Here is a 23,427-nt window from a genome sequence, read left to right as displayed (position 1 = left end):
GTCTCCGGGCTGCGATGTAGTGCGACGAATGGGTGTCGTCAGCGTAAGGGTCCCGTTCAGTCGTTCACCTCCGCTTGCGATTGGCCGACCGTCCTTACGGGGCAATTAGTTGATGTAGGGCGGATTGGCTACGAGGAGGTGGCTGCAGGGCATGTCGAGGGCGAGGGTGGCGCGGCGGATCGCTGCGGGCGCGGCGTACGGCGGCGGAGGCATCGGGCTGCTCGGGGCGGCGGCCGTGGGCGTGGTGCTTGCCGAGGTGCAACTGGCGAAGCGGACCGTGGGAAACAGCGGGGAGCATCCGGCTCCACCGCGGGCGGACGGACGGTACGGCTGGGGGTTCGCGGATCGGCCCGAGGGCGCGGAGCCCTTGCGGTTCGCGATGCTCGGAGATTCGACCGCCGCGGGTCAGGGGGTGCACCGGGCCAGGCAGACCCCGGCCTCGCTCCTCGCGGCGGGGCTCGCCGCGGTGGCCGAGCGGCCGGTGGAGCTGCGGAACGTGGCGCTGCCGGGCGCCATGTCGGACGACCTGGACCGCCAGGTGACGTCGCTTCTGTCCGATGTCTCTTCCTGGGCGCCCGACGTCTGCGTCGTGATGATCGGCGCGAACGACGTGACGCACCGGATGCCCGCGACGCGTTCCGTGCGCCATCTGTCGGCGGCGGTGCGCAGGCTGCGGACGGCCGGGGCGGAGGTGGTGGTCGGTACCTGTCCCGACCTGGGAACGGTGGAGAACGTCTACCAGCCGTTGCGCTGGATGGCGCGGCGCGTGTCACGGCAGCTGGCCGCCGCGCAGACGATCGGTGTGGTCGAGCAGGGTGGGCGGACGGTGTCGCTCGGGGATCTGCTCGGCCCCGAGTTCCTCGCGAATCCGCGGGAGCTGTTCGGTCCCGACAACTACCACCCCTCCGCGGAGGGGTACGCGACCGCGGCGATGGCGGTACTTCCCACGCTGTGCGCGGCGCTGGGTCTCTGGCCTGAGGAGGAGCGCCCCGACGTGTCGCGGCGCGAGGGGTTCCTGCCGGTGGCGCGGGCTGCCGCGCAAGCCGCGTCGGAGGGCGGTACGGAGGTCGCGGCCGCGATGCCCACGGGCCCGCGCGGCCCCTGGGCCCTCCTCAAACGCCGCCGCCGCCGGCGCATCCACCACACTCCGGACCCTTCCCCGCTTTCGCGGTAGCGGTCCGGGGGGGGCGGGGCCCTGCGGGGCTTGCGACTCCGCTCGCGGAGCGGCACTACGGCGGGTGCGTCATCACGGCGGGTGCGGCGCTGCGGGTCGTCACACACCGGCCCGCCGCTTCGCGGCGGAATTCTCCCGCCCACCCACCCGATTGCCCGGCGTGATCCTGCCCAGGGGTGGATGCGGGGTGATCGGGCGGGTGGGCGGGACAGGGGCGCCCCCACGGCGGTCGGGAAGAGGCAGGCCCCTCAGCCCAGGGGTGGCTGAGGAAATCACGCCGGGTGATCGGGCGGGTGGGCGGGAAACATCCGCCGCGAAGCGGCGGGACAGGGGCGCCCCCACGGCGGTCGGGAAGAGGCAGGCCCCCTCAAGGCGCCTCCGCCAGTCAAAGCGCTCCCGCCAGCCTGAGCAAGCGCTTAGAAAAATGCGGCCCGCATCACAGTCCCCGCCCGATGACTGGCCGCAGTACGTACAGGTAACTTCCCAAGGAGTCCCGAAAACCCCGAGTCCCGCCAGCCAGCCGCGCCCCGCCCCACCTCTGCCCGGGGCGCCCCCGCCAGTAGGAGTGCCGTGATGCCCGAAGCCGTGATCGTCTCCGCCGCCCGCACCCCGATCGGCCGCGCCTTCAAGGGCTCCCTGAAGGATCTGCGGCCGGACGATCTGACCGCCACGATCATCGAGGCCGCCCTCGCCAAGGTCCCCGAGCTCGACCCGAAGCTCATCGACGACCTGATGCTCGGCTGTGGACTGCCCGGCGGCGAGCAGGGGCACAACCTCGGCCGCATCGTCGCCGTACAGATGGGCATGGACCACCTGCCGGGCTGCACCATCACCCGGTACTGCTCCTCCTCCCTGCAGACCTCCCGCATGGCCCTGCACGCCATCAAGGCCGGAGAGGGCGACGTCTTCATCTCCGCCGGTGTGGAGATGGTGTCCCGCAGCGCGAAGGGGTCGAGCGACGGGCTTCCCGACACCCACAACCCCCTCTTCGCCGACGCCGAGGCCCGCACCGAGGCCGTCAGCAAGACCGAGGGCTCCGACTGGCACGATCCCCGCGAGGACGGCCTGATCCCGGACGCGTACATCGCGATGGGGCAGACCGCCGAGAACCTGGCCCGCGCCAAGGGCGTCACCCGTCAGGACATGGACGAGTTCGGCGTCAGGTCGCAGAACCTCGCCGAGGAAGCCCTGAAGAACGGGTTCTGGGAGCGCGAGATCACCCCGGTGACGACCCCCGACGGCACCGTCGTCAGCAAGGACGACGGCCCCCGCGCCGGCGTCACCCTCGAAGGCGTCTCAGGCCTCAAGCCCGTCTTCCGCCCCGACGGCCTCGTCACCGCCGCCAACTGCTGCCCGCTCAACGACGGCGCCGCCGCCCTCGTGATCATGAGCGACACCAAGGCCCGCGAGCTCGGCCTGACCCCGCTGGCCCGCATCGTCTCCACCGGCGTCACCGGCCTCTCCCCCGAGATCATGGGCCTCGGCCCGGTCGAGGCGTCGAAGCAGGCCCTCTCCCGCGCCGGTCTCACCGTCGACGACATCGACCTCTTCGAGATCAACGAGGCCTTCGCCGCCCAGGTGATCCCCTCCTACCGCGACCTGAACATCCCGCTCGACAAGCTGAACGTCAACGGCGGCGCCATCGCCGTCGGCCACCCCTTCGGCATGACCGGCGCCCGCATCACCGGCACGCTCATCAACAGCCTCCAGTTCCACGACAAGCAGTTCGGCCTGGAGACGATGTGCGTCGGCGGCGGACAGGGCATGGCGATGGTCATCGAGCGCCTCAGCTGACGCTCCGAGCGCTCTGAGCCCCCGCAGATCCCTCACGTCTCCATTGATTCGTGACTCAATCTCCCCCAGGATGTGACCTATCTCCTGGGGGAGATGCATATGCCCAGCTCAGAGCGCGTCCGAGGGTAAACACCGGGACGAAAGACCTGTCCAATTCGTGACGTAATGCACTGACAGGTGGATCGTGCAGGCTTCAAGCTGATGTAGGAAGTCGGGGGTCGACTTGAAACCGGGAGTACGTCAGTGAGCGCCATGCCTATTGCCTTGCTGCTCTCCACAGCCGCTGCCACGGCCGTGGGTGCCGCCGCCCTGCACGCCGTACACGGCCTGCGGAAGCAGCTCGCAGAGATCACCGCCCTGCGCGCCGAGCTGGCCCAGAGCCAGTCGGCGAACGCACACGCCAACGTGCCCGCAGCCCGCACCGCGGACACCGACGAGATACGCACGGCTGTCGCCGAGGCCCTCGCCGAGGAACGGGAGCGCGAGCTGGCCGAGGCGCGCGCCTTCTGGGCCGCCCAGGAAGCCCGTGACGCCTCGGACGCGCCCTCGCTGCTCAGTGGCCTGCCTGGCCTCTCCGACATGGCCGACGAGCTGTTCCTGCCCCGCCAGGCGGATTTCTCGGGCCTTGAGGCGGACAGCCTGGAGCCGGTCATCGAGCCGTACGCCGATCCGTCCGACGAGTTCGCTGGGGGCACCTCCCCGGACGGAGTCCTTGGGGGAGATTCACCCGAGCTCGCCGCGGCCCGCCGCCGCCACCCCTCGCACCCGGACTTCGTCCCGGTCCAGTCCCCCGTCAACGGCGACCACGAGCGCACCGTCGCCTGTCTTGAGGAACTGGCCGACGCCCGTACGGCGCTCGCCGACGTCCGCCCCGGACCGCTCGGCACACTGGACGTCTACGTCTTCACCGACGGCACGACGCTCTGCATGACCCCGGGCCACCGCGAGACCGCGGAGCTGCTCGCCGAGGCCCTGCGCGACGGGCACGCCCCGGTCCTGCTCGGCGGATCCGGAGTCTCCGGCGCCTACGCCCTGACCTTCGAGTGCGGCACCGAGAACGTCTACATCCTGGCCGACCGCGTCATCGCCTCGGTCTGACCGGAGCGACCCCGGCGCCCGCCGGGGTCGGACCACACCCCGGTCGCGCCCCCGTCACACTCCGGCGCGCTTCTGCGCCTTCTCCACGAGCGTCAGCGCCTCGGCGAGTTGACCTGAATCATCTAGCACAAGGGCCAAATCCCGCCCCGCGACCGTGATTTGATCGGCCGCCGCGAACATCCCGGCGTCCGGCATCTCCCGCGGCTCCTCGTCCGGCACCTCGATCCGCTGCGCCCACGCCGCCAGTTCCCTGGCCAGAGCGAGCGCCTCGGTCGCCGCCCCCCGCTGCAGGCGACTCTGCGGGGCTGCCCGCAACCGGTCGGCGAATTGGTCCACTGCGTCCGTCAAAGGCGTCGTATCAAGCACCCGGTGACCTTATGCGCCCGGGCGGGACTGTTGCCAACGTCCCAACGCTCAGGCACGGTGGCGTGAAGGACGGAACACATCGCGACGCGTCCGGAGGCGCCGATGTCCCAAGTCTTCTCCGAGGAGACCCACCGCAATCTGCTCGCCCGCATCCCCCACTGCACCGGTCGTGAGATCTCCGACTGGCTTCGCGCCGTTGACGAAGGCCCTTCCCTCTTCCGCTTCGAGGAGAAGGTCAGCTGGCTTCGCGCGGAGCACGACCTCGCTTACGGGCACGCCAAGGCAATCATCCACGAGTACGACTTGCGGCGGGCCGCGCGCAAGCTGCTCTGACCTCCCTGTCCCCCTCACGACACAACGGCGAAGGGCCCCACGAAACATATGTTCCGTGGGGCCCTTCGCGGTGATCAGCCGCGTCAGTCGTTGCCCTGCAAGATGGCGATCAGACGCAGGAACTCCAGGTAGATCCAGACCAGCGTCATCGTCAGACCGAACGCCGCGAGCCAGGCCTCTTCCTTCGGAGCGCCGTACGCGATGCCGTCCTCGACCTGCTTGAAGTCCAGGGCCAGGAAGCACGCGCCGAGCAGAATGCCGACGATGCCGAAGATGATGCCGAGGCCGCCGCTGCGGAAGCCGAGACCGTCACCGCCGCCGAAGACCGCGAACAGCAGGTTCACGGCGGTGAGCAGCAGGAAGCCCATCGCCGCGGCCATCACGAAGCCGTAGAAGCGACGGTTGACGCGAATCCAGCCCGCCTTGTAGGCGATGAGGACACCGGCGAAGACAGCCATCGTGCCGATCACGGCCTGCATGGCCGCGCCGTCCGCGATGCGGTTGTCGACGACGCTGGAGACGACGCCGAGGAAGACACCCTCCAGGGCGGCGTACGTCAGGATCAGCGCGGGCGAAGCCTTGCGCTTGAAGGCCTGCACGAGGCCGAGCACCATCGCGACGAGGCCTGCGCCGATCGCGATGCCGTACGACTTGCCGATGTTGGCGTCGTCCACCGGCAGCAGTGCCCAGGCGAGCGCCGCCGTGACCAGGAGCGTGCCGAGCGTGGTGGCCGTACGCAGAACGACGTCGTCCATCGTCATGCGGCCGGCGGTGGTTACGGGCGCCTGGGGGGCGCCGTGCTGCAGGTCCTGCTGGGCATACGGGTTGGTCGCGTACGGATTGGCGGGGGCCTGCTGGCCCGCGCCCGCGTACGGATTGCCCTGCTGGGTCTGTGTCCCGCCCGCGGGTCCCCCGGCCTGCGGCTGCGTGCCGAAGCCCGCGTAGCCGTTGTCGCGGCTGAACCCCCGTCGCGAGAAGACCGGGTTACTGCTCCTCATCTCACTCCTCCATGGCCACGTGTGTGGCTTTGGCTCAAGAGTAATGCGTAGGCAAAAGGAAGACCCTAGTGCTTGGGGAGGATCTTTCCCTCCTTGTGACCAAGAACGCTCGGCCCGGTGCTCTCTGTTCCCGGTGAGAGCACGGATACACCCTCGTCCGCGGGGGTACGGCGGCTGCGCCGGACGAGTGGCACCAGCGAGATCGCGACGGCTCCGAGGACCGCGGCCACGGCGAACGTGGTGAATCCGAGTGACGCGTTGCCGCCGGAGACCACAGCGCCTCCCAGCCACGGTCCGACGACCGCGCCGGTGCGCCCGACGCCGGTGATCCAGCCGAGGCCCGTGGCGCGTTGGGCGGGTGTGTAGACGGAAGGGGCGGAGGCGTAGACCATCACCTGCGCCGAGAAGAGCCAGATGCCGGTGACGAAGACGATCGCGTACGCGACACCGAGCGGCAGCTCGGCCTTGAGCAGGAAGGCGCCGCAGGCGGTGAGCAGGAACCAGATCGCGGAGATCCGCACGGCGCCGAACTTGTCCGCCATCCGCCCCGCGACGAGCATGCCGACGATGCCGCCCGCGTTGATCACCATGAGGAAGGTCACGGAGGAGGAGAGCGAGTAGCCGGAGGCGCGCATCAGCTCGGGGAGCCAGGTGGAGACCCCGTAGACGAGGAGGAGCCCGGCGAAGGACGCGAGCCACAGGAGCGGGGTCGCGAGCCGCTGACCGGGGGTGAAGAGCGAGGCGACGGCGGCGAAGCGGCCCTTGGCACCGGCCTCGGGGGCTTCGGCGAGCGTCGGGGACGGCAGCGAGAAGCGGGCGGCGACGTCCTCCGCCTCGCTCGTGCGGCCCTTGCTGAGCAGCACGCCGGGCGATTCGGGCAGCCACTTCAGTACGAGGGGGATGGCGACGACCGCGGGGATCACACCCGCCCAGAAGACGACGCGCCAGCCGTGGTCGGGCCCGAGACCGAGCCCGAGGCCCGTGGCCGCCATGCCGCCCGCGTGGTACGAGGTCATCATCAGGCCGGTGGCGAGAGCGGCCCTGCGCGGCGGTGCGAACTCGGCCACGATCGCGAGGCTGATCGGCATCAGACCGCCGAGGCCGAGCCCGGCGATGAACCGGCCGGTGCCGAAGACGGCGGCGCTCGGCGCGAGCGCGCAGACCGCGGAGCCGAGGGAGAACAGCGCGACGCTGCCCGTCACCATCGGCTTGCGGCCGATCCAGTCGGTGAGCGTGCCGCAGCCGAGGGCGCCGATGAGCATGCCGAAGGTGGTCCAGGAGCCGATGGTGCCCGCGGTCGACGCGGTGAAGCCGAAGCCCTTGTCATCGATGAGGTGCGGCATCACGGCGCCGTAGATGTTGACGTCCATGCCGTCGAAGAAGACGACGAGCCAGCACAGGGCTATGACGGGGGCGACGGATCTGAAGGTCCGCTGGGGCGCGGCGCCTTGGGGAGCGGTCACGGGGTTCTCACTTCTTTGTGGGGACCTGGTGGGGACGGGGGATTTCCAGGTGGCGCCGCGGGCTCAGTCGAGGGGGAAGCCCGTGTAGCTCTCGGCGAGGTCGGTCTCCGCCGGGCGTGCGGTGGTGATGCGGTCCAGCTGAGCGAGCTGGATGCGGTCGTCGAAGCCGGTGGCTTCGGGGGCGCGGTGCAGCATCGTGGTCATCGCGTACGAGAAGCGTTCGGCCTGCCAGACGCGGCGCAGACAGGTCGCGGAGTACGCCTCGAGGCGGGCGTCGGAGCCCGTCTCGCGGAGTTCGGCGAGCGCGCGGGCGAAGGTGACGACGTCGCCGACGGCGAGGTTGAGGCCCTTGGCGCCGGTGGGCGGGACGATGTGGGCGGCGTCCCCGGCGAGGAAGACGCGTCCGTGCCGCATGGGTTCGTGGACGTAACTGCGCATGGGGGTGACGGACTTGGAGGTGATGGGCCCGCGCTTCAGCGTCCAGCCGGGGTCGTCGGTCTCCAGGCGGCGGTCGAGCTCGTCCCAGATCTCCTCGTCGCCCCAGTCGGCGGCGTCGGTGTCCGCGAGGACCTGGAGGTAGGCGCGGGTCACCGTGGGCGAGCGCATGGAGAGCAGGGCGAAGCCGCGGTCGTGGCGGGCGTAGACGAGTTCGTCGTGCGAGGGCGGTACGTCGGCGAGGATGCCGAGCCAGCCGAAGGGGTACGTCCGCTCGAAGACCCGTGAGACATCGGCGGGCACGGCCTTGCGGGCCACGCCCCAGGAGCCGTCGCAGCCGACCACGTAGTCGCATTCGAGGACGTCCTCGCTGCCCTGGTGACGGAAGCGGATGCGCGGGTTCTGGGTCTCGGCGCCCTCGACGGCGAGCGCCTCGGCCTCGAAGAGCAGCGGGCCACCGGCGGCGAGCTGGAGGGCTATGAGGTCCTTGCAGACCTCGGTCTGGGCGTAGACCATCACTGACCGGCCGCCGGTCAGTGCGGGGAAGTCGACGCGGTGCCTGCGGCGGTCGAAGCGCAGTTCGATGCCGTCGTGCGGGATGCCCTCGCGGTCCATGCGCGCGGCGGCGCCCGCCTCGCGCAGGACGTCGACGGTGCCCTGCTCCAGGATCCCGGCGCGCTGGCGCTGTTCCACGTAGGCGCGGTCCCTGGTCTCCAGGACGACGGAATCGATGCCGGCGTTGTGCAGCAGGCGGGCGAGGAGCAGCCCCGCCGGTCCGGCTCCGATGATTCCGACGGTGGTGCGCATCGATCATTCCCCTCACACGGCTTGTTCGCCTGGTGAACTTTCGTTCATAATGTGCTGACGGGAGTCTCCGACCGGACCCAGCGGCTGTCAACGGTTGCGGAGCAGCCACTTTTGAGGCACCCGTTCTCCACCCGTGCGAGGAGCGGCGCCCATGTCAGAAGAGTCCGTACGCCCCCTGGAGCGCGGCCTCGCGGTGCTGCGCGCCCTCGCGGCCTGCGACCAGGTCAGGGCGGGCGACCTCGTCCGCGCCACCGGCCTGGCCCGCTCGACGGTGGACCGCGTCGTGGCGACCCTGGTCCACCTCGGCTACGTACGCGAGCGCGGCCAGGAACTCCACCTCACGCCCCGCCTGATGGAGCTCGGCAACGCCTATCTCGCGGCGAGCGGTCTGACCGGCGAGGTCGCGGCGCGCACCGCCCGGCTCGCGGACGAGCTCGACGAGTCCGTGTCGCTCGCGGTGCCCGACGGCGACGGCGTGCGCTTCGTGACGCAGGCCGCGCGGCGGCGCGCGATGTCGGTGGCCTTCCGCATCGGGGACCTGCTGCCACCCGAGCGCTGCGCCCCCGGCGCCCTGTTCGCGGACGCCTGGGACGAGGAACGGTGGGCCGCCTGGCGGGCACGCGTGGCCGCGGGACCCGCGGAGAGCGCCTTTCCCGCACTGCCTCCGGGGCCCGCGCCCGCGGACATCCCGGACCTCGCCGCCCGGGTGACCGGCTCCCGGGAGACGGGCTGGGCCCTGGACGACCAGCTGATCGAGCCGGGCCTGATCGCGGTGGCGGTCCCCGTACGTGACTCCGGGGGCAGGACGCGCTACGCCCTCTCCGCGGTGAGCCACACCAGCAGACACACGGCACAGGGCCTCGCGGAGGCGATGCTGCCGCGGCTGCGCGCGGAGGCCGAGCAGCTGGAGAGCCTGGCGGCGGGGGCCCCGGAAACGCCCTCCGGCGCCGCACCCACGCCCGGCCACGTGACCGCCCCCGCGACCGACCCGGCGACCGCCAAGGCGGAGCTCGGCTCCGGCTTCCTGCAGTCACTGGCGCGCGGACTCGCCGTCCTGCGCGCTCTCGGCGAGGCCCGCGGCGACGGCCTGCCGCTGACCGCGCTCGCCGCGGCCACTGGCCTGTCGAGGGCCACCGCACGGCGCTGCCTGCACACCCTTGAGCTCGCGGGGTACGCGGCCCACGACGGGCGCCTGTACCGCCCGCTGCCGCGCATCCTGGAGCTCGGGCACGCCGCACTGTCCCGGCTCACCTTCGCCGAGATCGCCGAACCGCATGTGCGGGAGCTGACCGAGCGGGTGCACCAGTCGACTTCGGTGACGGTCCTGGACGGCGCGGACATCCTCTACGTGGCGCGGGCGGCCACCGTCCGCGTCATGAGCGTCCGCATCACCCTCGGCACCCGGTTTCCCGCATACGCCACCGCCATGGGCCGGGTCCTGCTCGCCGGGCTTCCGGCGCAGGAGCGGGAGCGTCTGCTCCGGGAGGCTCCGCCGCGCGCCCTCACCCCGCGGACCGTGACGGACCCGGGCGAGCTCGCGCGGATCCTGGAGCGCGCCGCCGCCGACGGCTACGCCACCGCCGACCAGGAGCTTGAAGAGGGGCTGCGCTCGGTGGCGGTGCCCGTCAGGGACGCGGCGGGGCGGGTGGTCGCCGCCCTCAACATCGCCCGGCACGCGGGCACGGGCCCCTTGGCCGAGACCCGCGACGCCCTGCTGCCCGCGCTGCGCGACACGGCGGCGGCGATCGAAACAGATCTGCACACCGCCGCCCGCTTCCAGGCGGTGCGGCTGCCGTGATCCCCGGCACGCCAAAGTCATTGCGGGACGCTGGAACTGATGTGCCATCAGGCAACGAACGATGGCGGAGGTGCCCGGAGCCGGACTTGAACCGGCACGCCCGCTAGGGGCAGCGAGGTTTACGCTCGCCGTGTCTGCATTCCACCATCCGGGCAGGCCATGGGCTCCGCATCAAGTGATTCGACCCTATCGGGAGGCGTCCCCCGAACAGCGGAACAACAGCCCGATGTTGTCTTATTTTATTGACGTCTGAGGGTGCATCAGCCACCGGTATGGCCCATAGGTACATGCCGCAGGCCCTTCCGCCCCTGTGCGGCCTCCAGGACGGAATGACGGAATTTAGACGCCCCCGGAACGTCCGCGGGGCGTCGGCGGGTGGTACTCGTCTCCGGGGTCGGGGTCATCCCCAGGTATGACTCCGGCGCCCGGAGTCCGACTAGAGAGGGCCCCCGGAACCGGAACAGCGGCTGACTACACGGCGCGGATCCACAAGGACGATGGAATCCGTCCCCACTCGTCGTCCCGACAGGAGCACCGCCCCGTGACCACCACCCCCTTCGCCGCCCGCACCACCGCAGTGGCCGCGCGCGCCACGGACCTCTCCAAGGTGTACGGACAGGGCGAGACCCAGGTGGTCGCCCTGGACCATGTCTCCGTCGACTTCCGGCAGGGTGAGTTCACCGCGATCATGGGCCCTTCGGGGTCCGGCAAGTCGACCCTGATGCACTGCGTCGCGGGCCTCGACAGCTTCAGCGGCGGCTCCGTGCGGATCGGCGAGACCGAGCTGTCCACCCTCAAGGACAAGCAGCTCACCAAGCTCCGTCGGGACAAGATCGGCTTCATCTTCCAGGCCTTCAACCTGCTGCCGACGCTGACGGCCCTGGAGAACATCACGCTGCCGATGGACATCGCGGGCCGCAAGCCCGACAAGGCGTGGCTGGAGCAGGTCATCTCCATGGTCGGCCTGGCCGGGCGGCTCTCCCACCGGCCCACCGAGCTCTCCGGCGGCCAGCAGCAGCGCGTCGCCGTGGCCCGCGCCCTTGCCTCGCAGCCCGACATCATCTTCGGCGACGAGCCGACCGGAAACCTGGACTCGCGCTCGGGCGCCGAGGTCCTGGGCTTCCTGCGCAACTCCGTACGCGAACTGGGCCAGACCGTCGTCATGGTCACCCACGACCCGACGGCCGCGGCGTACGCGGACCGCGTGATCTTCCTGGCCGACGGCCGCATCGTCGACGAGATGCACGGGCCGACGGCCGACGGTGTCCTCGACCGGATGAAGGACTTCGACGCGAAGGGCCGTACGAGCTAGCGCTCCGAGCGGCGTCGGCGGGTGATCACCCGCGGGCCCGCTGTGGCTTGTCGCGCCCACGCGGCGGAGCCGCACATGGACACAGCCCCGCGCCCCTGTCGGGCGCCACCTCGGCCCCACACTCTCTTCCACCAGGACTCACACCCATGTTCCGTACCGCCCTGCGCAACGTGCTCGCGCACAAGGCCAGGCTGCTGATGACCGTGCTCGCCGTCATGCTCGGCGTCGCCTTCGTCTCCGGCACCCTGGTCTTCACCGACACCTTCGGCAACGCCTACAAGAACAAGTCGGCGAAGAGCTTCGACCACGTCTCGGTCGCCGTCCAGCCCGAAGGCGGCTCCGCCTCCTTCTACGGGGCCAGTGCCGACGAGGAAGAAACCAAGAAGACGCCGCGTCTGACCGACGCCCTCCTGAAGAAGGTCAAGGGCCTGCCCGGCGCCGACTCGGCCATCGGCGGCGTCACGGGCTTCACCGCGGTCGCCGACAAGGACGGCAAGCTCGTCGGCGGCGAGTGGGGCACCACCGGCGCCAACTACTACCCCGGCAAGGACGGCAAGGACCCGCGCTACGACTTCACCAAGGGCGCGGCCCCCACGTCCGCCGGTGACCTCGCGCTGGACTCCAGGACCGCCGAGCGCACCGGCTACAAGGTCGGCGACTCCGTCCGCTACTCCACCGACGGCCCGGTGAAGAACGCGAAGATCAGCGGCATCTTCGACACGGAGGACGGCAGCGTCCTCGCGGGCGGCAGCCTGGTGGTGTTCGACAACGACACCGCGCGCACGCTCCTCGGCAAGACCGAGTACGACGAGATCGACGTGAAGGCCGCAGCGGGCACCTCCGAGACGGCGCTGAAGAACTCGGTCGACAAGATCCTGCCGAAGGAGACGGAAGCCGTCACCGGCGGCCAGCTCTCCGACGACCAGGCGAAGATGATCGAGCGGGAGACCAGCTCGATGAGCCAGATCCTGCTGCTCTTCGCCGGTATCGCGCTGTTCGTCGGCATCTTCATCATCGCCAACACCTTCACCATGCTGGTCGCCCAGCGCACCAAGGAACTGGCCCTGATGCGTGCCGTCGGCGCCTCGCGCCGTCAGGTGACGCGCTCCGTGCTCATCGAGGCGTTCCTGGTGGGCCTGGTGGCCGCCGTGACCGGCTTCGCGCTCGGCATCGGCGTGGCCGTGGGCCTGGAGACCGTGATGAACTCCGCGGGCGCCTCGCTGCCCGACGGGCCGATCGTCGTCGCCCCGATGACGGTCGTCGTCGCCCTGGTCATCGGCGTGTTCGTGACCATGCTGGCCGCCTGGCTGCCGGGCCGCCGCGCCGCGAAGATCCCGCCGGTCGCCGCGATGAACAGCGTCCACTCGACGCCGACCATGCGTGGCCTCGTCGTCCGCAACACCATCGGCTCGATCATCGCCGCCCTCGGCGTCGTCATGTTCATGATGGACGACAACTACGTGAAGGCCGGCGGTGGCGCCCTGATCCTCATCGGCGTCATCGTCCTCACGCCGCTCCTGTCGCGTCCGTTCATCGCCGCTTCGGCCCCGCTCCTGAAGCCGTTCGGCGTCACGGGCAAGCTGTCCCGCCTCAACGCGGTGCGCAACCCGCGCCGCACCGCCTCCACCGCCGCGGCCCTGATGATCGGCCTGACCCTCATCACGGCGATGACGGTGATCGCGACCTCCATGAGCACCGCCATCAGCAAGATGGCCGCGGGCTCCCTGAAGGCCGACTACACCGTCTCCATGGCGAACTACCAGCCCCTTGCCCCCGAGGTCGGCAAGAAGCTGGCCAAGCTCGCGGACGTCGAGGCGAGCAGCCCGCTGCGCACGACCGCCGGCTACGTGGAGGACACGTACTCCCAGGTGTCCGGCGTCGACGAGAAGGCCTTCGCCCAGCTGACGAGCCTCGACTTCACCAGCGGCTCGGTCGCGGGTCTGAAGGGCAAGTCCACGCTGATCGACAAGGAGACCGCGGACAAGCAGGGCCTCAAGGCGGGCGACACCATCCCGGTGGAGTTCGACGACGAGAAGACGACCAAGCTGAAGATCGCCGGTGTCTACCAGCAGAACGAGATGATCAACGGTCTCTTCACGCCGCTCGCCGTCGTCAACCCGCACCTGCCCAAGATCACCGATGAGCAGGTCCTGGTGAAGATGAAGGGCGGCACGTCCGACAAGGCCGAGGACGCCATCGTCAAGGCCCTCGGCGACAACCCCGCCATCAAGATCCAGGACAAGGACGCGATCAGCAACGAGATCGGTGGCGCGATCAACATGATGCTGAACATGCTCTACGGCCTCCTGGCGATGGCCATCCTGATCGCGGTGCTCGGCGTCATCAACACCCTGGCCATGTCGGTCTTCGAGCGGAAGCACGAGATCGGCATGATGCGGGCCATCGGCCTCGACCGCGCGAAGGTCAAGCAGATGGTGCGCCTGGAAGCGGTCCTCATCTCCCTGTTCGGCGCGGTGCTCGGCATCGGCCTCGGCCTCTTCATGGGCTGGGCCGCGGGCAACAGCATCGCCAAGACGGTGGCGACGTACTCCATGGAGATCCCGGTCGGCCGTATCGCGATCTTCCTCGCGATCGCGGCCCTGGTCGGCGTCCTCGCGGCGATGTGGCCGGCCCGCAGCGCGGCCAGGCTGAACCCGCTGATGGCGATCAAGGCCGAGTAACACCTGGCGGTACGTACACATGAGCGGGGCCCCGGACACTCACCGTCCGGGGCCCCTTTTCACGTGCGGCGTACTGCCTGCTGCCTACTGCCAGGCGCGGGCCCGCAGCGGCATTCCGGAGGTGCCGATCTCCGGGGTCTTCACCGCGAGGACCTGGTTGACGCCTATGCGGTTGCGCTCGAAGGACAGCGCGGACGCCGCCATGTAGAGGCGCCAGATGCGGGCGCGGCCCGGTGACGTGAGGCGCTGGCCCTCCTTCCAGCGGGCCTCCAGGTTGGCGACCCAGCGGCGCAGCGTGAGGGCGTAGTGCTCACGGATCGCCTCCACGTCGCGCACCTCGAACCCGGCGCGCTCCAGGAGCCCGACGGTCGACCCGACGGGAGCGAGCTCGCCGCCGGGGAAGACATAGGCGTCGATGAAGTCGTCCACCTCGTACGTCGACTCGTCGGTCTGTGGCCGACGGGCGATCTGGTGGTTGAGGAGCCTGCCGCCCGGTTTGAGGAGGTCGTGCAGGGCGTGTGCGTACTCCAAGTACTGCTCGGAGCCGACGTGTTCGGCCATGCCGATGGAGGAGATGGCGTCGTAAGGACCGTCACGCACGTCACGGTAGTCCTGGACGCGGATCTCGACCCGGTCGGTCAGACCCTCCTCTGCGATGCGCTTCCTGGCGTACGCGGCCTGCTCCTGGGAGAGCGTGACGCCGACGACGGTGACGCCGTGCTCGCGCGCCGCGTGGATGGCCATGGAGCCCCAGCCGCAGCCGACGTCGAGCAGCCGCATGCCGGGCTTCAGGGCGAGCTTGCGGGCGATGAGCTCCAGCTTGTCGCGCTGGGCCTCCTCCAGGGTGGAGTCCTCCGACTCCCAGTAGGCGCACGAGTAGACCATCGAGGGGCCGAGCACCAGCTCGTAGAAGTCGTTGCCCACGTCGTAGTGGTGGCTGATGGCCTGCCGGTCGCTGCCCTTGGTGTGCAGATGGAGCCTCCCGCGCCTGCGCATCTCCTCCTGCGGCGGGGGCGGCGGCAGGAACGGAGCCGCGAGGCCGACCAGTGTGCGGGCGGCGGCCCGGAACTTCGGGTCGCGCAGGGACTCCCTGAGGTTCTTCGCGTCCTCGTCGCGCTCCCAGATGAACCCGGCGAGGCGGTCGAGCGCGGCGTACAGATCGCCGTCGACGTCCAGGTCCCCGGCCACCCAGGCGCGGGCGAGACCCAGCTCGCCCGGCTTCCACATCAGGCGGCGCAGGGCGCGGCGATTACGTACGACGAGGGTGGGGCCACCCGGCGGGCCTGCTTCGGAACCGTCCCAGGCACGAATGCGTACGGGGAGCGGGGCTCCCAGCAATTGTTCGGCAAGGTTCTTCAGCCGCAACGCGGCATCAGGCATGGTGCACACCTCCGTGATGGGTGGATCCCGGATAGGTTCAACACCACGTAAACACCAACCGGGTGCTTGCGCAGTCCCGTTGCCGCGTCACGGATCGGCAAAATACGTGTAACCGCCATGCATGAAAGGCCGAAAAAGCCCGAAGGGGCCACTCGCACCACGGATGGCGAGCAGCCCCTTCGGGGTTCGGTCAGAGAGCCGTCAGGAGGCCTTGGCCTTCTCCTCGGACCCGGCGGCGACCGGCTCGGCCTTGGCCGCGGCGGGCTTCGGCGCGGGCTTGGCGGCCTCGTAGAACTCCTCGCGCGGCGTCTCCATGGCGCCCAGCGAGACGACCTCACGCTTGAGGAAGACCGCGAGCGTCCAGTCGGCGAAGACACGGATCTTGCGGTTGAACGTCGGCATCGCCATGCCGTGGTACGCGCGGTGCATGTACCAGGCCAGACGGCCCTTGAGCTTGATCTTCATCTTGCCGACGACGATCATCGCGACGCCCTTGTGCAGGCCGAGACCGGCGACAGCACCCTTGTTGGCGTGGCTGTACTCCTTCTGCGGGAAGCCCCGCATGCCGGAGATCACGTTGTCGCCGAGGACCTTGGACTGACGCAGCGCGTGCTGGGCGTTCGGCGGGCACCAGGCGTTCTCGTTGCCCGCCTTGCGGCCGACCATGTCCGGCACCTGGGCGTTGTCGCCCGCGGCCCAGATGTAGTCGGTGCCCTGGACCTGGAGGGTCGTCTGGGTGTCGACGTGGCCACGGGGGCCGAGCGGCAGACCGAAGCGGGCGAGCGCCGGGTTCGGCTTCACACCGGCGGTCCACACGATGGTGCTCGAGTCGACCTCGAGGCCGTTGTTGAGCACCACGTGGCCGTCCACGCAGGAGTCCATGCCGGTCTTGAGGTAGACCTCGACACCGCGGCCCTCGAGGTGCTCCTTGCCGTACTGGCCGAGCTTCGGGCCGACCTCGGGAAGGATCTTGTCCGCGACGTCGACGAGCACGAAGCGCATGTCCTCGCGCTTCACGTTGTTGTAGTACTTGGCCGCGTCGCGGGCCATGTCCTCGACCTCACCGATGGTCTCCGCACCCGCGAAGCCACCGCCGACGAAGACGAAGGTCAGCGCCTTGCGGCGGACGTCCTCGTCCGTCGTGGAGTCAGCCTTGTCCAGCTGCTCGAGGACGTGGTTGCGCAGGCCGATGGCCTCCTCGATGCCCTTCATGCCGATGCCCTGCTCGGCGAGGCCGGGGATCGGGAAGGTGCGGGAGACCGCGCCCATCGCGATGATCAGGTAGTCGAAAGGCAGCTCGTACGCCTCGCCCACGAGGGGGGCGATCGTCGCGACCTTGCGGTCCTGATCGATGGTGGTGACCCGCCCGGTCAGAACTTCCGCCTTGGGCAGCACGCGTCGCAGCGGGACGACGACGTGCCGAGGCGAAATGCTGCCGGCTGCGGCTTCGGGGAGGAAGGGCTGGTAGGTCATGTACGACCGGGGGTCGACGACCGTGACGGTCGCCTCTCCGTAGCGCATCTTCTTGAGGATGCGCCGAGCTGCGTACAGGCCTACGTACCCACCGCCTACTACGAGGATCCTGGGACGCTCCGTGGTGCTCATGCCATCGAGTATCCACCTGCCCGAGGGGGGTCGCTCGTGCGCCCCTTCACAAGCATGGGTAGGCCCTCTGCTACACTTCGCCGCCCACGTGACACAGGCCATAGCGCCCCAGGGGAACCACGGGATCACCCGAGACGTTCCACACCCCTTGTGAGCTGCCGATCTCGCCTTCACGGCGCAGTGGACCACTCACGCGGTTCATACTCCGGACACGCCGGCGAACCTTCACTGTCATGGGTCGCGCGGCCCTCGGGGATCACTTTCAGGGGTCCGGAACCCCTGAACATCGGCCAACCGAGCCGATTTCCTTGTGAAGAACTTCACGAACTTTCCCGACGGCCAGTCGCCACGGGGCCGTCCGACCCCTCCACCAGCCGCTCAGACGCTACATGACGCGCTCAGGCGATCGACCAGCCGATGCCGTCGAGGATGTCGTGCTCGCTGACGACGACCTCCCGGGCCCCGGTCCGGTCCATGATCGACAGGAGTACGAGCGCGCCCGCCGCGATGACGTCCACCCGCCCCGGATGCATCACCGGGATCGCCGCGCGCTCGTCGTGCGTGGAGCGGGTCAGGCGTCCGACGATCTCGGCGACCTGCTCGTAGGAGACACGGGAGTGGTGGATCGCCTCGGAGTCGTACGCGTCGAGGCCCAGTGCGATCGCGGCCACCGTGGTCACCGAACCCGCGAGGCCGACCAGGGTGCGGGCATCGCCGATCGGCACCGTCCGCTCGACCAGGTCGAGCGCTGCCCCGATGTCGGCGCGGACCGCGTCGAGTTCGGCGGGCGCGGGCGGGTCGGTGCGGATGTGCCGCTCCGTGAGGCGCACACAGCCGACGTCGACCGAGCGGGCGGCGCGGACCTGGTCCTCGCCGACGACGAACTCCGTGGAGCCGCCGCCGATGTCCACGACGAGGTAGGGCTTGGCGAGGTGGTCGCTGCCCGCCAGCTCCTTCGTCGCACCCGTGAAGGAGAACTCGGCCTCCTGGTCACCGCTGATGACCTCCGGCTCGACTCCGAGGATGTCCAGGACGCCGCGGACGAAGTCGTCGCGGTTCTCGGCGTCGCGGGACGCGGAGGTCGCCACGAAGCGCAGGCGCTCGGCGCCGTGCTCCTTGATGACCTCGGCGTACTCGCGGCAGGCCGCGAAGGTGCGGTCGAGTGCCTCGGGGGCGAGGCGCCCCGTCTTGTCCACTCCCTGCCCCAGGCGGACGATCGTCATCCTGCGGTCCAGGTCGACCAGCTCGCCGGTCGCGGGGTCGGCGTCCGCCACCAGGAGGCGGATCGAGTTCGTGCCGCAGTCGATGGCTGCCACGCGGGTCACTTGGCGGACTCCTGATCGGCGCACGGCGTCACGCACGCTCCCTTGGCCCACCACTGGGGGAGCATCGCGATCGCCTCGTCGCCCAGCGGGTTCACACCGGGGCCCGCGGCCAGCGAGTGGCCGACCAGGACGTGCAGGCACTTCACGCGGTCGGGCATGCCGCCCGCGCTCGGGAAGCCCTCAAGGACCTCGATGGCGTCACGGCGCGCGATGTAGTCCTCGTGCGCCGCGCGGTAGGCCGCGGCGAGCTCGGGGTCCGTCTTCAGGCGCTCCGACATCTCCTTCATGACGCCGTTGGCCTCAAGAGTGCCGATCGCGGAGGCGGCCCGCGGACACGTCAGGTAGTACGTCGTCGGGAACGGCGTCCCGTCCGGAAGGCGCGGCGCCGTCTCGACGACGTCCGGCTGCCCGCACGGGCAGCGGTGGGCGATGGCCCGCAGACCGCGCGGCGGACGGCCGAGCTGCTGCTTGAAGGCCTCGACGTCGGCGTCGGTGGGCTCGGTGCGCGGGGTGGTCGGCGGGGGCGTTTCCATGCCTGTCTTTCGATCGGTTCGCTACGAGAGGTAGACGAGAGGTACGGGTGAGAGAAGTCAGTCCTCGTCCGGGCTGTCGGCCTTGTCGACGCCGTCCCAGACGTTCGAGTACCAGGGCCTGGCGGCCGCCCCCTGGTCGGTGCGCTGCGTCTTCGCCGCCCCGGGACCGATCACCGTGTAGCCGGTCTCGCCCGGCATCACATAGTGCAGCCGCTCCCGGACACGCTGCTCCGCGTACGCGTCGTCCCGCCAGCGGGCCTTCTCGTCCCGCAGCTTCTCGACGTTCTCGCGGTGCTCGGCCTGCTCGCGGCGCTGATCGGCGATCTCCGCGCGCTGCGACACGTACTGCCTTATCGGGTAGGCGAGCGCGACGACCAGCGAGCAGAGGACGAGCGCGAGGAGCGCGGCGCGTCCCGTGAGCCGGGAGCGGCGCGCCTGACGCTTCGTCTGGGAGCGGTAGACACGCTCCGCGGTCTGCTCGCCGAGCAGCCGCAGCCTGGTCGCGGTGGAGAACCGGTCGCGGTCCTTCACGGCCATGTGTGCCCCGCCTCCCCGATACGTACGTACGTCCTCGCACACGGTACGGGACCGAGTACGAGGACGTAGGTAACTACTCAGCGGAGCCGAAGCCCGAGCCGGGGCTCAGGAGCAGTGCTCAGCCCTTGAAGCGGGGGAACGCCGAACGGCCCGCGTACACCGCGGCGTCGTCCAGGATCTCCTCGATGCGCAGGAGCTGGTTGTACTTGGCGACGCGCTCGGAGCGGGCCGGGGCGCCGGTCTTGATCTGGCCGCAGTTGGTGGCGACGGCGAGGTCGGCGATGGTGACGTCCTCGGTCTCGCCGGAGCGGTGCGACATCATGCACTTGAAGCCGCTGCGCTGGGCCATCTCGACGGCGTCCAGAGTCTCCGTCAGCGAACCGATCTGGTTGACCTTGACGAGCAGCGAGTTGGCGGCGCCTTCCTCGATGCCGCGCGCCAGGCGCTCCGGGTTGGTGACGAAGAGGTCGTCGCCGACGATCTGGACCTTGGTGCCCAGCTTGTCGGTGAGGACCTTCCAGCCCGCCCAGTCGTCCTCGAACAGCGGGTCCTCGATGGAGACGAGCGGGTACGAGGCGACGAGCTCCTCGTAGTACTCGGTCATCTCGGCGGCCGAGCGGGACTTGCCCTCGAACTCGTACTTGCCGTCCTTGTAGAACTCGGAAGCGGCGACGTCGAGAGCGAGGCCGATCTGCTCACCGGGGACGTAACCGGCCTGCTTGATGGCCTCGAGGATGAGGTCGAGCGCGGCGCGGTTGGAGTCCAGGTTCGGGGCGAAGCCGCCCTCGTCGCCCAGGCCGGTGGAGAGGCCCTTGTCCTTCAGGACCTTCTTCAGCGTGTGGTAGACCTCGGTGCCCCAGCGCAGGGCCTCGGAGAACGACTCGGCGCCGATCGGCGCGATCATGAACTCCTGGATGTCGACGTTCGAGTCGGCGTGCGACCCGCCGTTCAGGATGTTCATCATCGGAACGGGCAGCAGGTGCGCGTTCGGGCCGCCGAGGTAGCGGAAGAGCGGCAGGTCGGAGGCCTCCGACGCGGCGTGCGCGACGGCGAGCGAGACGCCGAGGATGGCGTTGGCGCCGAGCGAGCCCTTGTTGTCGGTGGCGTCGAGGTCGAACATCGCCTGGTCGATCAGGCGCTGCTCGGTCGCGTCGTACCCGACGAGCTCCGGGCCGATCTGCTCGATGACGGCGAGGACGGCCTTCTCCACGCCCTTGCCCTGGTAACGGTTGGGGTCACCGTCACGGAGTTCGATGGCCTCGAAAGCACCGGTGGACGCACCGGACGGAACGGCGGCACGACCCGTGCTGCCGTCGTCGAGGCCGACCTCGACCTCGACCGTGGGGTTGCCTCGGGAGTCCAGGATTTCCCGGGCTACGACGACGTCGATGGACGGCACGAGCATCTCCTTCTGGGATGTGACGCGGGTACGCGGGGCGTTGGCCTCGCGGACACGAGCCTAACCGGCTCCCGGGCAAGAGCGAGCCGAGCCGCCGCCCTATGGACAAACCGAGAGCAAAAAGTTTCCGAACGGAACAAAACAAACCCCGCCCCGGTGCGTACGGGGGATACGCGCACCGGGGCGGGGTGGACCCGTGGGGACGGGGTGGGGCGGGCGGCGCCTCCGCCGAAGCGCCGCCGCCTCTCTCAGCTTCTCCGCCGAGCTGCAGCAGGCTCCTCTTAGCTGAGGTGCAGCTGCTGACCCGGGAAGATCATGTCGGCGTTGTCGATGATGTCGCCGTTGAGCTTGTACACCTTGTGCCAGCCGCCCTTGACGTCCTTCGCCTCGGCGATCTTGGAGAGGGTGTCACCCTTCTTGACCTTGTACTCGCCGTCGCCCTTCTTGACCGTCTTGCCGGTCGGGGTCTCGACGGTCTTCTTGGACTCGGTCTTCGGAGCCTCGGGCTTCGGCGCGGCCTGCTTCGGAGCGGCCTGCTGCGGCTGCTCGGTCTGGGCGCTGGGCTCGTTCTTGGGCTGCTCCTGGGTCTGCTGCGGGGCGCTCTCCTGCGCACCGCCACCCTCGTTGGAAGCGCCCGAGAGGCCGACACCGCAGCTCGGCCAGGCACCCTTGCCCTGGCCCGCGAGGACCTTCTCGCCGATCTCTATCTGCTGGGCCTTGGAGGCCTGGTCCGCGCTGGACGCGTACTTCGTGCCGCCGTACGCGGCCCAGGTGGACGACGAGAACTGCAGGCCGCCCGTGTAGCCGTTGCCCGTGTTGATCGACCAGTTGCCGCCGGACTCGCACTGCGCGACGGCGTCCCACTCGGAGTTCGTCGCGGCGGAGGCCTGGCCGGCCGCCATCAGCGGAGCGGCGACGGCGACACCGGTGACGCCCGCGAGCGTGGCGACACGGGTGGCCTTGGACGGGCGGCGGTGCTTGCCCTTGCTGGAAAACAGCATGAGTGATCCCCTCACCGACGCCTGCGAGGTGAGCTGTCGGGTTCGGGCCGATGAAGTTGCCCGGCCGCGCTTCCTGAGCGCGGCTTAACCCCTAGCCGTTCCCGTCCGCTCGTCCGCCTCGCTCTCGCGATGCTGAACGGCCGGGCCCGGCGGAAACCTTGGTTCCCCCGCTCCTGCCTACGGCGCTTACGCGACGACTGTTCCCGAACGGCCGTTGGCAGGACTCGGCGTACCGACCGGCGGGGCCCGCTGTGGCGAGCGGTCACGACCGTAGTCATGCCGACGGCCGAATTCCAAAGACGATCAGGGCTTCTGAGACCCATGTCTCACTTGCGCCAATCCGGACATCAGGCGCAAAGCGAGTCGCCAACTTCCCCTACTTTTCGCCCAAATCGAGGCTCTGACCGGGAAGGATGAGATCGGGGTCGGAGCCGACGGCCTTCTCGTTCTCGGCGTACAGCTCGGTCCACCCGCCCTTCACGTCGTGGTCGTCCGCGATGGCCCAGAGGTTGTCTCCGGAGCGGACCGTGTACGTCCCGTCCGAGGCGTCCTGCTGTCGCTCGTCGCCGCGCGAGGCGTGCCGGCCCGAACCCTCGCGGGAGTCGTCGCCGGACGGCTTGCCGTCCGCGCTGTCGCCGCGGTGGCGGCCTTCGCCCTCGCCGGTGGTGGGAGTGGGGGTCGGCGAAGTCTCATCGCTCTGCCCGGACTTGCCCGAGTCATCCGAATCACCCGACTCGTCGTGATTCTTGTCTCGCGACTCGTCGTCGGCGCCGGACTTGCCGGAGTCACCGGAGGGCTTCTTCGAGGACTCGCCCGACGGCTCATCTGAAGGCTCGTCCGAAGACTTGGCACTGTCCGAGGGGTCGGCCGACTCACTCGGCGACGTGCTCGGCTCATCCGATTCATCCGACCCGTCCGACCCGTCCGACGCACCGGAGTCGCCCGACTCCGTCGCTTCGTCGGAAGGCGTCGTCGTGATCGGAGCGCCCGGGTCGACGTCGGCGGCGGCACCGTCCTCGGTGAGGCCTGCGACCGGCGCGCAGCTCGGCCAGGCCTTGACCCCCTGATCGTCGAGAACCTTCTCGGCGACGGAGATCTGCTGCGAGCGGCTGGCCTGATCGGCGCTCGGCGCGAAGTCGAGGCCGCCGTTGTCCTCCCAGACCTGCTGCGACAACTGGAGCCCGCCGTAGTACCCGTTGCCCGCGTCCGCGCTCCAGGACCCGCCGCTCTCGCACTCCGCGAGCTTGTCCCACGTGGCGGCGTCCGCCGCGCTCGCACTGGTGGCGCCGAGCAGCGGGATGGCTATGGCCGATCCTGCGACTCCTGCCGCGACGATCAGGGCCGGGGCCTGGCGGGGGCGTCGGTGACGACCATTGCCGGAGAGCATG

Annotated in this window: 19 protein-coding genes, 1 tRNA gene and 1 riboswitch; of the genes, 7 read left to right on the top strand and 13 right to left on the bottom strand. The window is 69.9% G+C overall.

From position 1 onward, the window contains the following. Nucleotides 1–166: 166 nt before the first annotated feature. The 3 genes from ACFQ7F_RS25150 (at nucleotide 167) to ACFQ7F_RS25140 (ending at nucleotide 4,066) form a co-directional block, all read left to right on the top strand. Nucleotides 167–1,174 carry an SGNH/GDSL hydrolase family protein gene (locus ACFQ7F_RS25150; protein ID WP_383274161.1) on the top strand — a complete coding sequence of 336 codons (1,008 nt, stop codon included), beginning with the start codon at nucleotides 167–169 and terminating at the stop codon, nucleotides 1,172–1,174. Between the two features lie 573 nt (nucleotides 1,175–1,747). Then, nucleotides 1,748–2,968 carry an acetyl-CoA C-acetyltransferase gene (locus tag ACFQ7F_RS25145; protein ID WP_383274128.1) on the top strand — a complete coding sequence of 407 codons (1,221 nt, stop codon included), beginning with the start codon at nucleotides 1,748–1,750 and terminating at the stop codon, nucleotides 2,966–2,968. A gap of 252 nt (nucleotides 2,969–3,220) precedes the next feature. Continuing rightward, nucleotides 3,221–4,066 carry a hypothetical protein gene (locus ACFQ7F_RS25140; protein WP_383274125.1) on the top strand — a complete coding sequence of 282 codons (846 nt, stop codon included), beginning with the start codon at nucleotides 3,221–3,223 and terminating at the stop codon, nucleotides 4,064–4,066. Nucleotides 4,067–4,120: 54 nt separating this feature from the next. On the opposite strand, the gene ACFQ7F_RS25135 is transcribed toward ACFQ7F_RS25140, so the two are convergent. After that, nucleotides 4,121–4,432, bottom strand: a complete 312-nt coding sequence (locus tag ACFQ7F_RS25135; RefSeq protein ID WP_383274123.1) for a hypothetical protein — start codon at nucleotides 4,430–4,432, stop codon at nucleotides 4,121–4,123. 102 nt (nucleotides 4,433–4,534) lie between these two features. Here ACFQ7F_RS25135 and ACFQ7F_RS25130 point away from each other — a divergent pair, with 102 nt between their 5' ends. Further along, on the top strand, nucleotides 4,535–4,765 hold the full coding sequence (locus tag ACFQ7F_RS25130; RefSeq protein ID WP_383274120.1) for a DUF4287 domain-containing protein: 231 nt from the start codon (nucleotides 4,535–4,537) through the stop codon (nucleotides 4,763–4,765). A gap of 83 nt (nucleotides 4,766–4,848) precedes the next feature. Here ACFQ7F_RS25130 and ACFQ7F_RS25125 read toward each other — a convergent pair whose 3' ends face one another. From ACFQ7F_RS25125 to ACFQ7F_RS25115, 3 genes are all read right to left on the bottom strand, one after another. Beyond that, nucleotides 4,849–5,763, bottom strand: a complete 915-nt coding sequence (locus ACFQ7F_RS25125; RefSeq protein WP_383274117.1) for a Bax inhibitor-1/YccA family protein — start codon at nucleotides 5,761–5,763, stop codon at nucleotides 4,849–4,851. Between the two features lie 65 nt (nucleotides 5,764–5,828). After that, entirely contained in the window at nucleotides 5,829–7,226 is a 1,398-nt protein-coding gene (locus ACFQ7F_RS25120) for an MFS transporter (RefSeq protein WP_383274115.1), read from the bottom strand. A gap of 63 nt (nucleotides 7,227–7,289) precedes the next feature. After that, complete coding sequence (locus ACFQ7F_RS25115; protein ID WP_383274112.1) at nucleotides 7,290–8,468, bottom strand: 4-hydroxybenzoate 3-monooxygenase; 1,179 nt, start codon at nucleotides 8,466–8,468, stop codon at nucleotides 7,290–7,292. 151 nt (nucleotides 8,469–8,619) lie between these two features. Here ACFQ7F_RS25115 and ACFQ7F_RS25110 point away from each other — a divergent pair, with 151 nt between their 5' ends. Beyond that, entirely contained in the window at nucleotides 8,620–10,266 is a 1,647-nt protein-coding gene (locus ACFQ7F_RS25110; protein ID WP_383274109.1) for an IclR family transcriptional regulator C-terminal domain-containing protein, read from the top strand. A 71-nt stretch (nucleotides 10,267–10,337) separates the two neighbouring features. On the opposite strand, the gene ACFQ7F_RS25105 is transcribed toward ACFQ7F_RS25110, so the two are convergent. Then, nucleotides 10,338–10,420 (bottom strand) — tRNA-Leu (locus ACFQ7F_RS25105). A 387-nt stretch (nucleotides 10,421–10,807) separates the two neighbouring features. Here ACFQ7F_RS25105 and ACFQ7F_RS25100 point away from each other — a divergent pair. Continuing rightward, entirely contained in the window at nucleotides 10,808–11,578 is a 771-nt protein-coding gene (locus tag ACFQ7F_RS25100) for an ABC transporter ATP-binding protein (protein WP_383274106.1), read from the top strand. 146 nt (nucleotides 11,579–11,724) lie between these two features. Further along, nucleotides 11,725–14,259, top strand: a complete 2,535-nt coding sequence (locus tag ACFQ7F_RS25095; RefSeq protein WP_383274103.1) for an ABC transporter permease — start codon at nucleotides 11,725–11,727, stop codon at nucleotides 14,257–14,259. 84 nt (nucleotides 14,260–14,343) lie between these two features. On the opposite strand, the gene ACFQ7F_RS25090 is transcribed toward ACFQ7F_RS25095, so the two are convergent. The 8 genes from ACFQ7F_RS25090 to ACFQ7F_RS25055 form a co-directional block, all read right to left on the bottom strand. Continuing rightward, the gene (locus ACFQ7F_RS25090; protein ID WP_383274100.1) at nucleotides 14,344–15,639 is read right to left on the bottom strand and encodes a class I SAM-dependent methyltransferase; all 1,296 of its coding nucleotides are present in this window, start codon (nucleotides 15,637–15,639) and stop codon (nucleotides 14,344–14,346) included. Between the two features lie 201 nt (nucleotides 15,640–15,840). After that, nucleotides 15,841–17,244, bottom strand: coding sequence for an NAD(P)/FAD-dependent oxidoreductase (locus tag ACFQ7F_RS25085; protein WP_383274097.1), 1,404 nt, complete (start codon nucleotides 17,242–17,244; stop codon nucleotides 15,841–15,843). Between the two features lie 398 nt (nucleotides 17,245–17,642). Continuing rightward, on the bottom strand, nucleotides 17,643–18,569 hold the full coding sequence (locus tag ACFQ7F_RS25080) for an exopolyphosphatase (protein WP_383274094.1): 927 nt from the start codon (nucleotides 18,567–18,569) through the stop codon (nucleotides 17,643–17,645). Then, a complete protein-coding gene (locus tag ACFQ7F_RS25075) occupies nucleotides 18,566–19,102 on the bottom strand; it encodes a DUF501 domain-containing protein (RefSeq protein WP_383274091.1) in 537 nt (178 codons plus the stop codon). The genes ACFQ7F_RS25080 and ACFQ7F_RS25075 overlap by 4 nt, the downstream gene beginning before the upstream one ends. A gap of 57 nt (nucleotides 19,103–19,159) precedes the next feature. Then, nucleotides 19,160–19,639 (bottom strand): septum formation initiator family protein, encoded by a 480-nt coding sequence (locus ACFQ7F_RS25070; protein WP_383274088.1) that lies wholly within the window; start codon nucleotides 19,637–19,639, stop codon nucleotides 19,160–19,162. Between the two features lie 118 nt (nucleotides 19,640–19,757). After that, nucleotides 19,758–21,044: a phosphopyruvate hydratase gene (gene eno / locus ACFQ7F_RS25065; protein WP_383274085.1), complete on the bottom strand. Its 1,287-nt coding sequence runs from the start codon at nucleotides 21,042–21,044 to the stop codon at nucleotides 19,758–19,760. Nucleotides 21,045–21,319: 275 nt separating this feature from the next. Then, nucleotides 21,320–22,039, bottom strand: coding sequence for a transglycosylase family protein (locus ACFQ7F_RS25060; RefSeq protein WP_383274083.1), 720 nt, complete (start codon nucleotides 22,037–22,039; stop codon nucleotides 21,320–21,322). Between the two features lie 3 nt (nucleotides 22,040–22,042). Then, nucleotides 22,043–22,234: riboswitch (cyclic di-AMP (ydaO/yuaA leader) on the bottom strand. A gap of 181 nt (nucleotides 22,235–22,415) precedes the next feature. After that, nucleotides 22,416–23,426, bottom strand: a complete 1,011-nt coding sequence (locus ACFQ7F_RS25055; protein WP_383274080.1) for a transglycosylase family protein — start codon at nucleotides 23,424–23,426, stop codon at nucleotides 22,416–22,418. Nucleotide 23,427: the final 1 nt, after the last annotated feature.

This window comes from Streptomyces sp. NPDC056486 (genome assembly GCF_042795295.1).
Classification (GTDB): Bacteria; Actinomycetota; Actinomycetes; order Streptomycetales; family Streptomycetaceae; genus Streptomyces.
This window is presented reverse-complemented; position numbering and strand designations above follow the sequence as displayed.

Coding starts and splice junctions, on each gene's coding strand:
- ACFQ7F_RS25115 (WP_383274112.1), bottom strand. CDS start 8,468: ATGCGCACCACCGTCGGAATCATCGGAGCCGGACCGGCGGGGCTGCTC.
- ACFQ7F_RS25070 (WP_383274088.1), bottom strand. CDS start 19,639: ATGGCCGTGAAGGACCGCGACCGGTTCTCCACCGCGACCAGGCTGCGG.
- eno (WP_383274085.1), bottom strand. CDS start 21,044: ATGCTCGTGCCGTCCATCGACGTCGTCGTAGCCCGGGAAATCCTGGAC.
- ACFQ7F_RS25085 (WP_383274097.1), bottom strand. CDS start 17,244: ATGAGCACCACGGAGCGTCCCAGGATCCTCGTAGTAGGCGGTGGGTAC.
- ACFQ7F_RS25145 (WP_383274128.1), top strand. CDS start 1,748: ATGCCCGAAGCCGTGATCGTCTCCGCCGCCCGCACCCCGATCGGCCGC.
- ACFQ7F_RS25090 (WP_383274100.1), bottom strand. CDS start 15,639: ATGCCTGATGCCGCGTTGCGGCTGAAGAACCTTGCCGAACAATTGCTG.
- ACFQ7F_RS25110 (WP_383274109.1), top strand. CDS start 8,620: ATGTCAGAAGAGTCCGTACGCCCCCTGGAGCGCGGCCTCGCGGTGCTG.
- ACFQ7F_RS25130 (WP_383274120.1), top strand. CDS start 4,535: ATGTCCCAAGTCTTCTCCGAGGAGACCCACCGCAATCTGCTCGCCCGC.
- ACFQ7F_RS25095 (WP_383274103.1), top strand. CDS start 11,725: ATGTTCCGTACCGCCCTGCGCAACGTGCTCGCGCACAAGGCCAGGCTG.
- ACFQ7F_RS25060 (WP_383274083.1), bottom strand. CDS start 22,039: ATGCTGTTTTCCAGCAAGGGCAAGCACCGCCGCCCGTCCAAGGCCACC.
- ACFQ7F_RS25140 (WP_383274125.1), top strand. CDS start 3,221: ATGCCTATTGCCTTGCTGCTCTCCACAGCCGCTGCCACGGCCGTGGGT.
- ACFQ7F_RS25125 (WP_383274117.1), bottom strand. CDS start 5,763: ATGAGGAGCAGTAACCCGGTCTTCTCGCGACGGGGGTTCAGCCGCGAC.
- ACFQ7F_RS25075 (WP_383274091.1), bottom strand. CDS start 19,102: ATGGAAACGCCCCCGCCGACCACCCCGCGCACCGAGCCCACCGACGCC.
- ACFQ7F_RS25055 (WP_383274080.1), bottom strand. CDS start 23,426: ATGCTCTCCGGCAATGGTCGTCACCGACGCCCCCGCCAGGCCCCGGCC.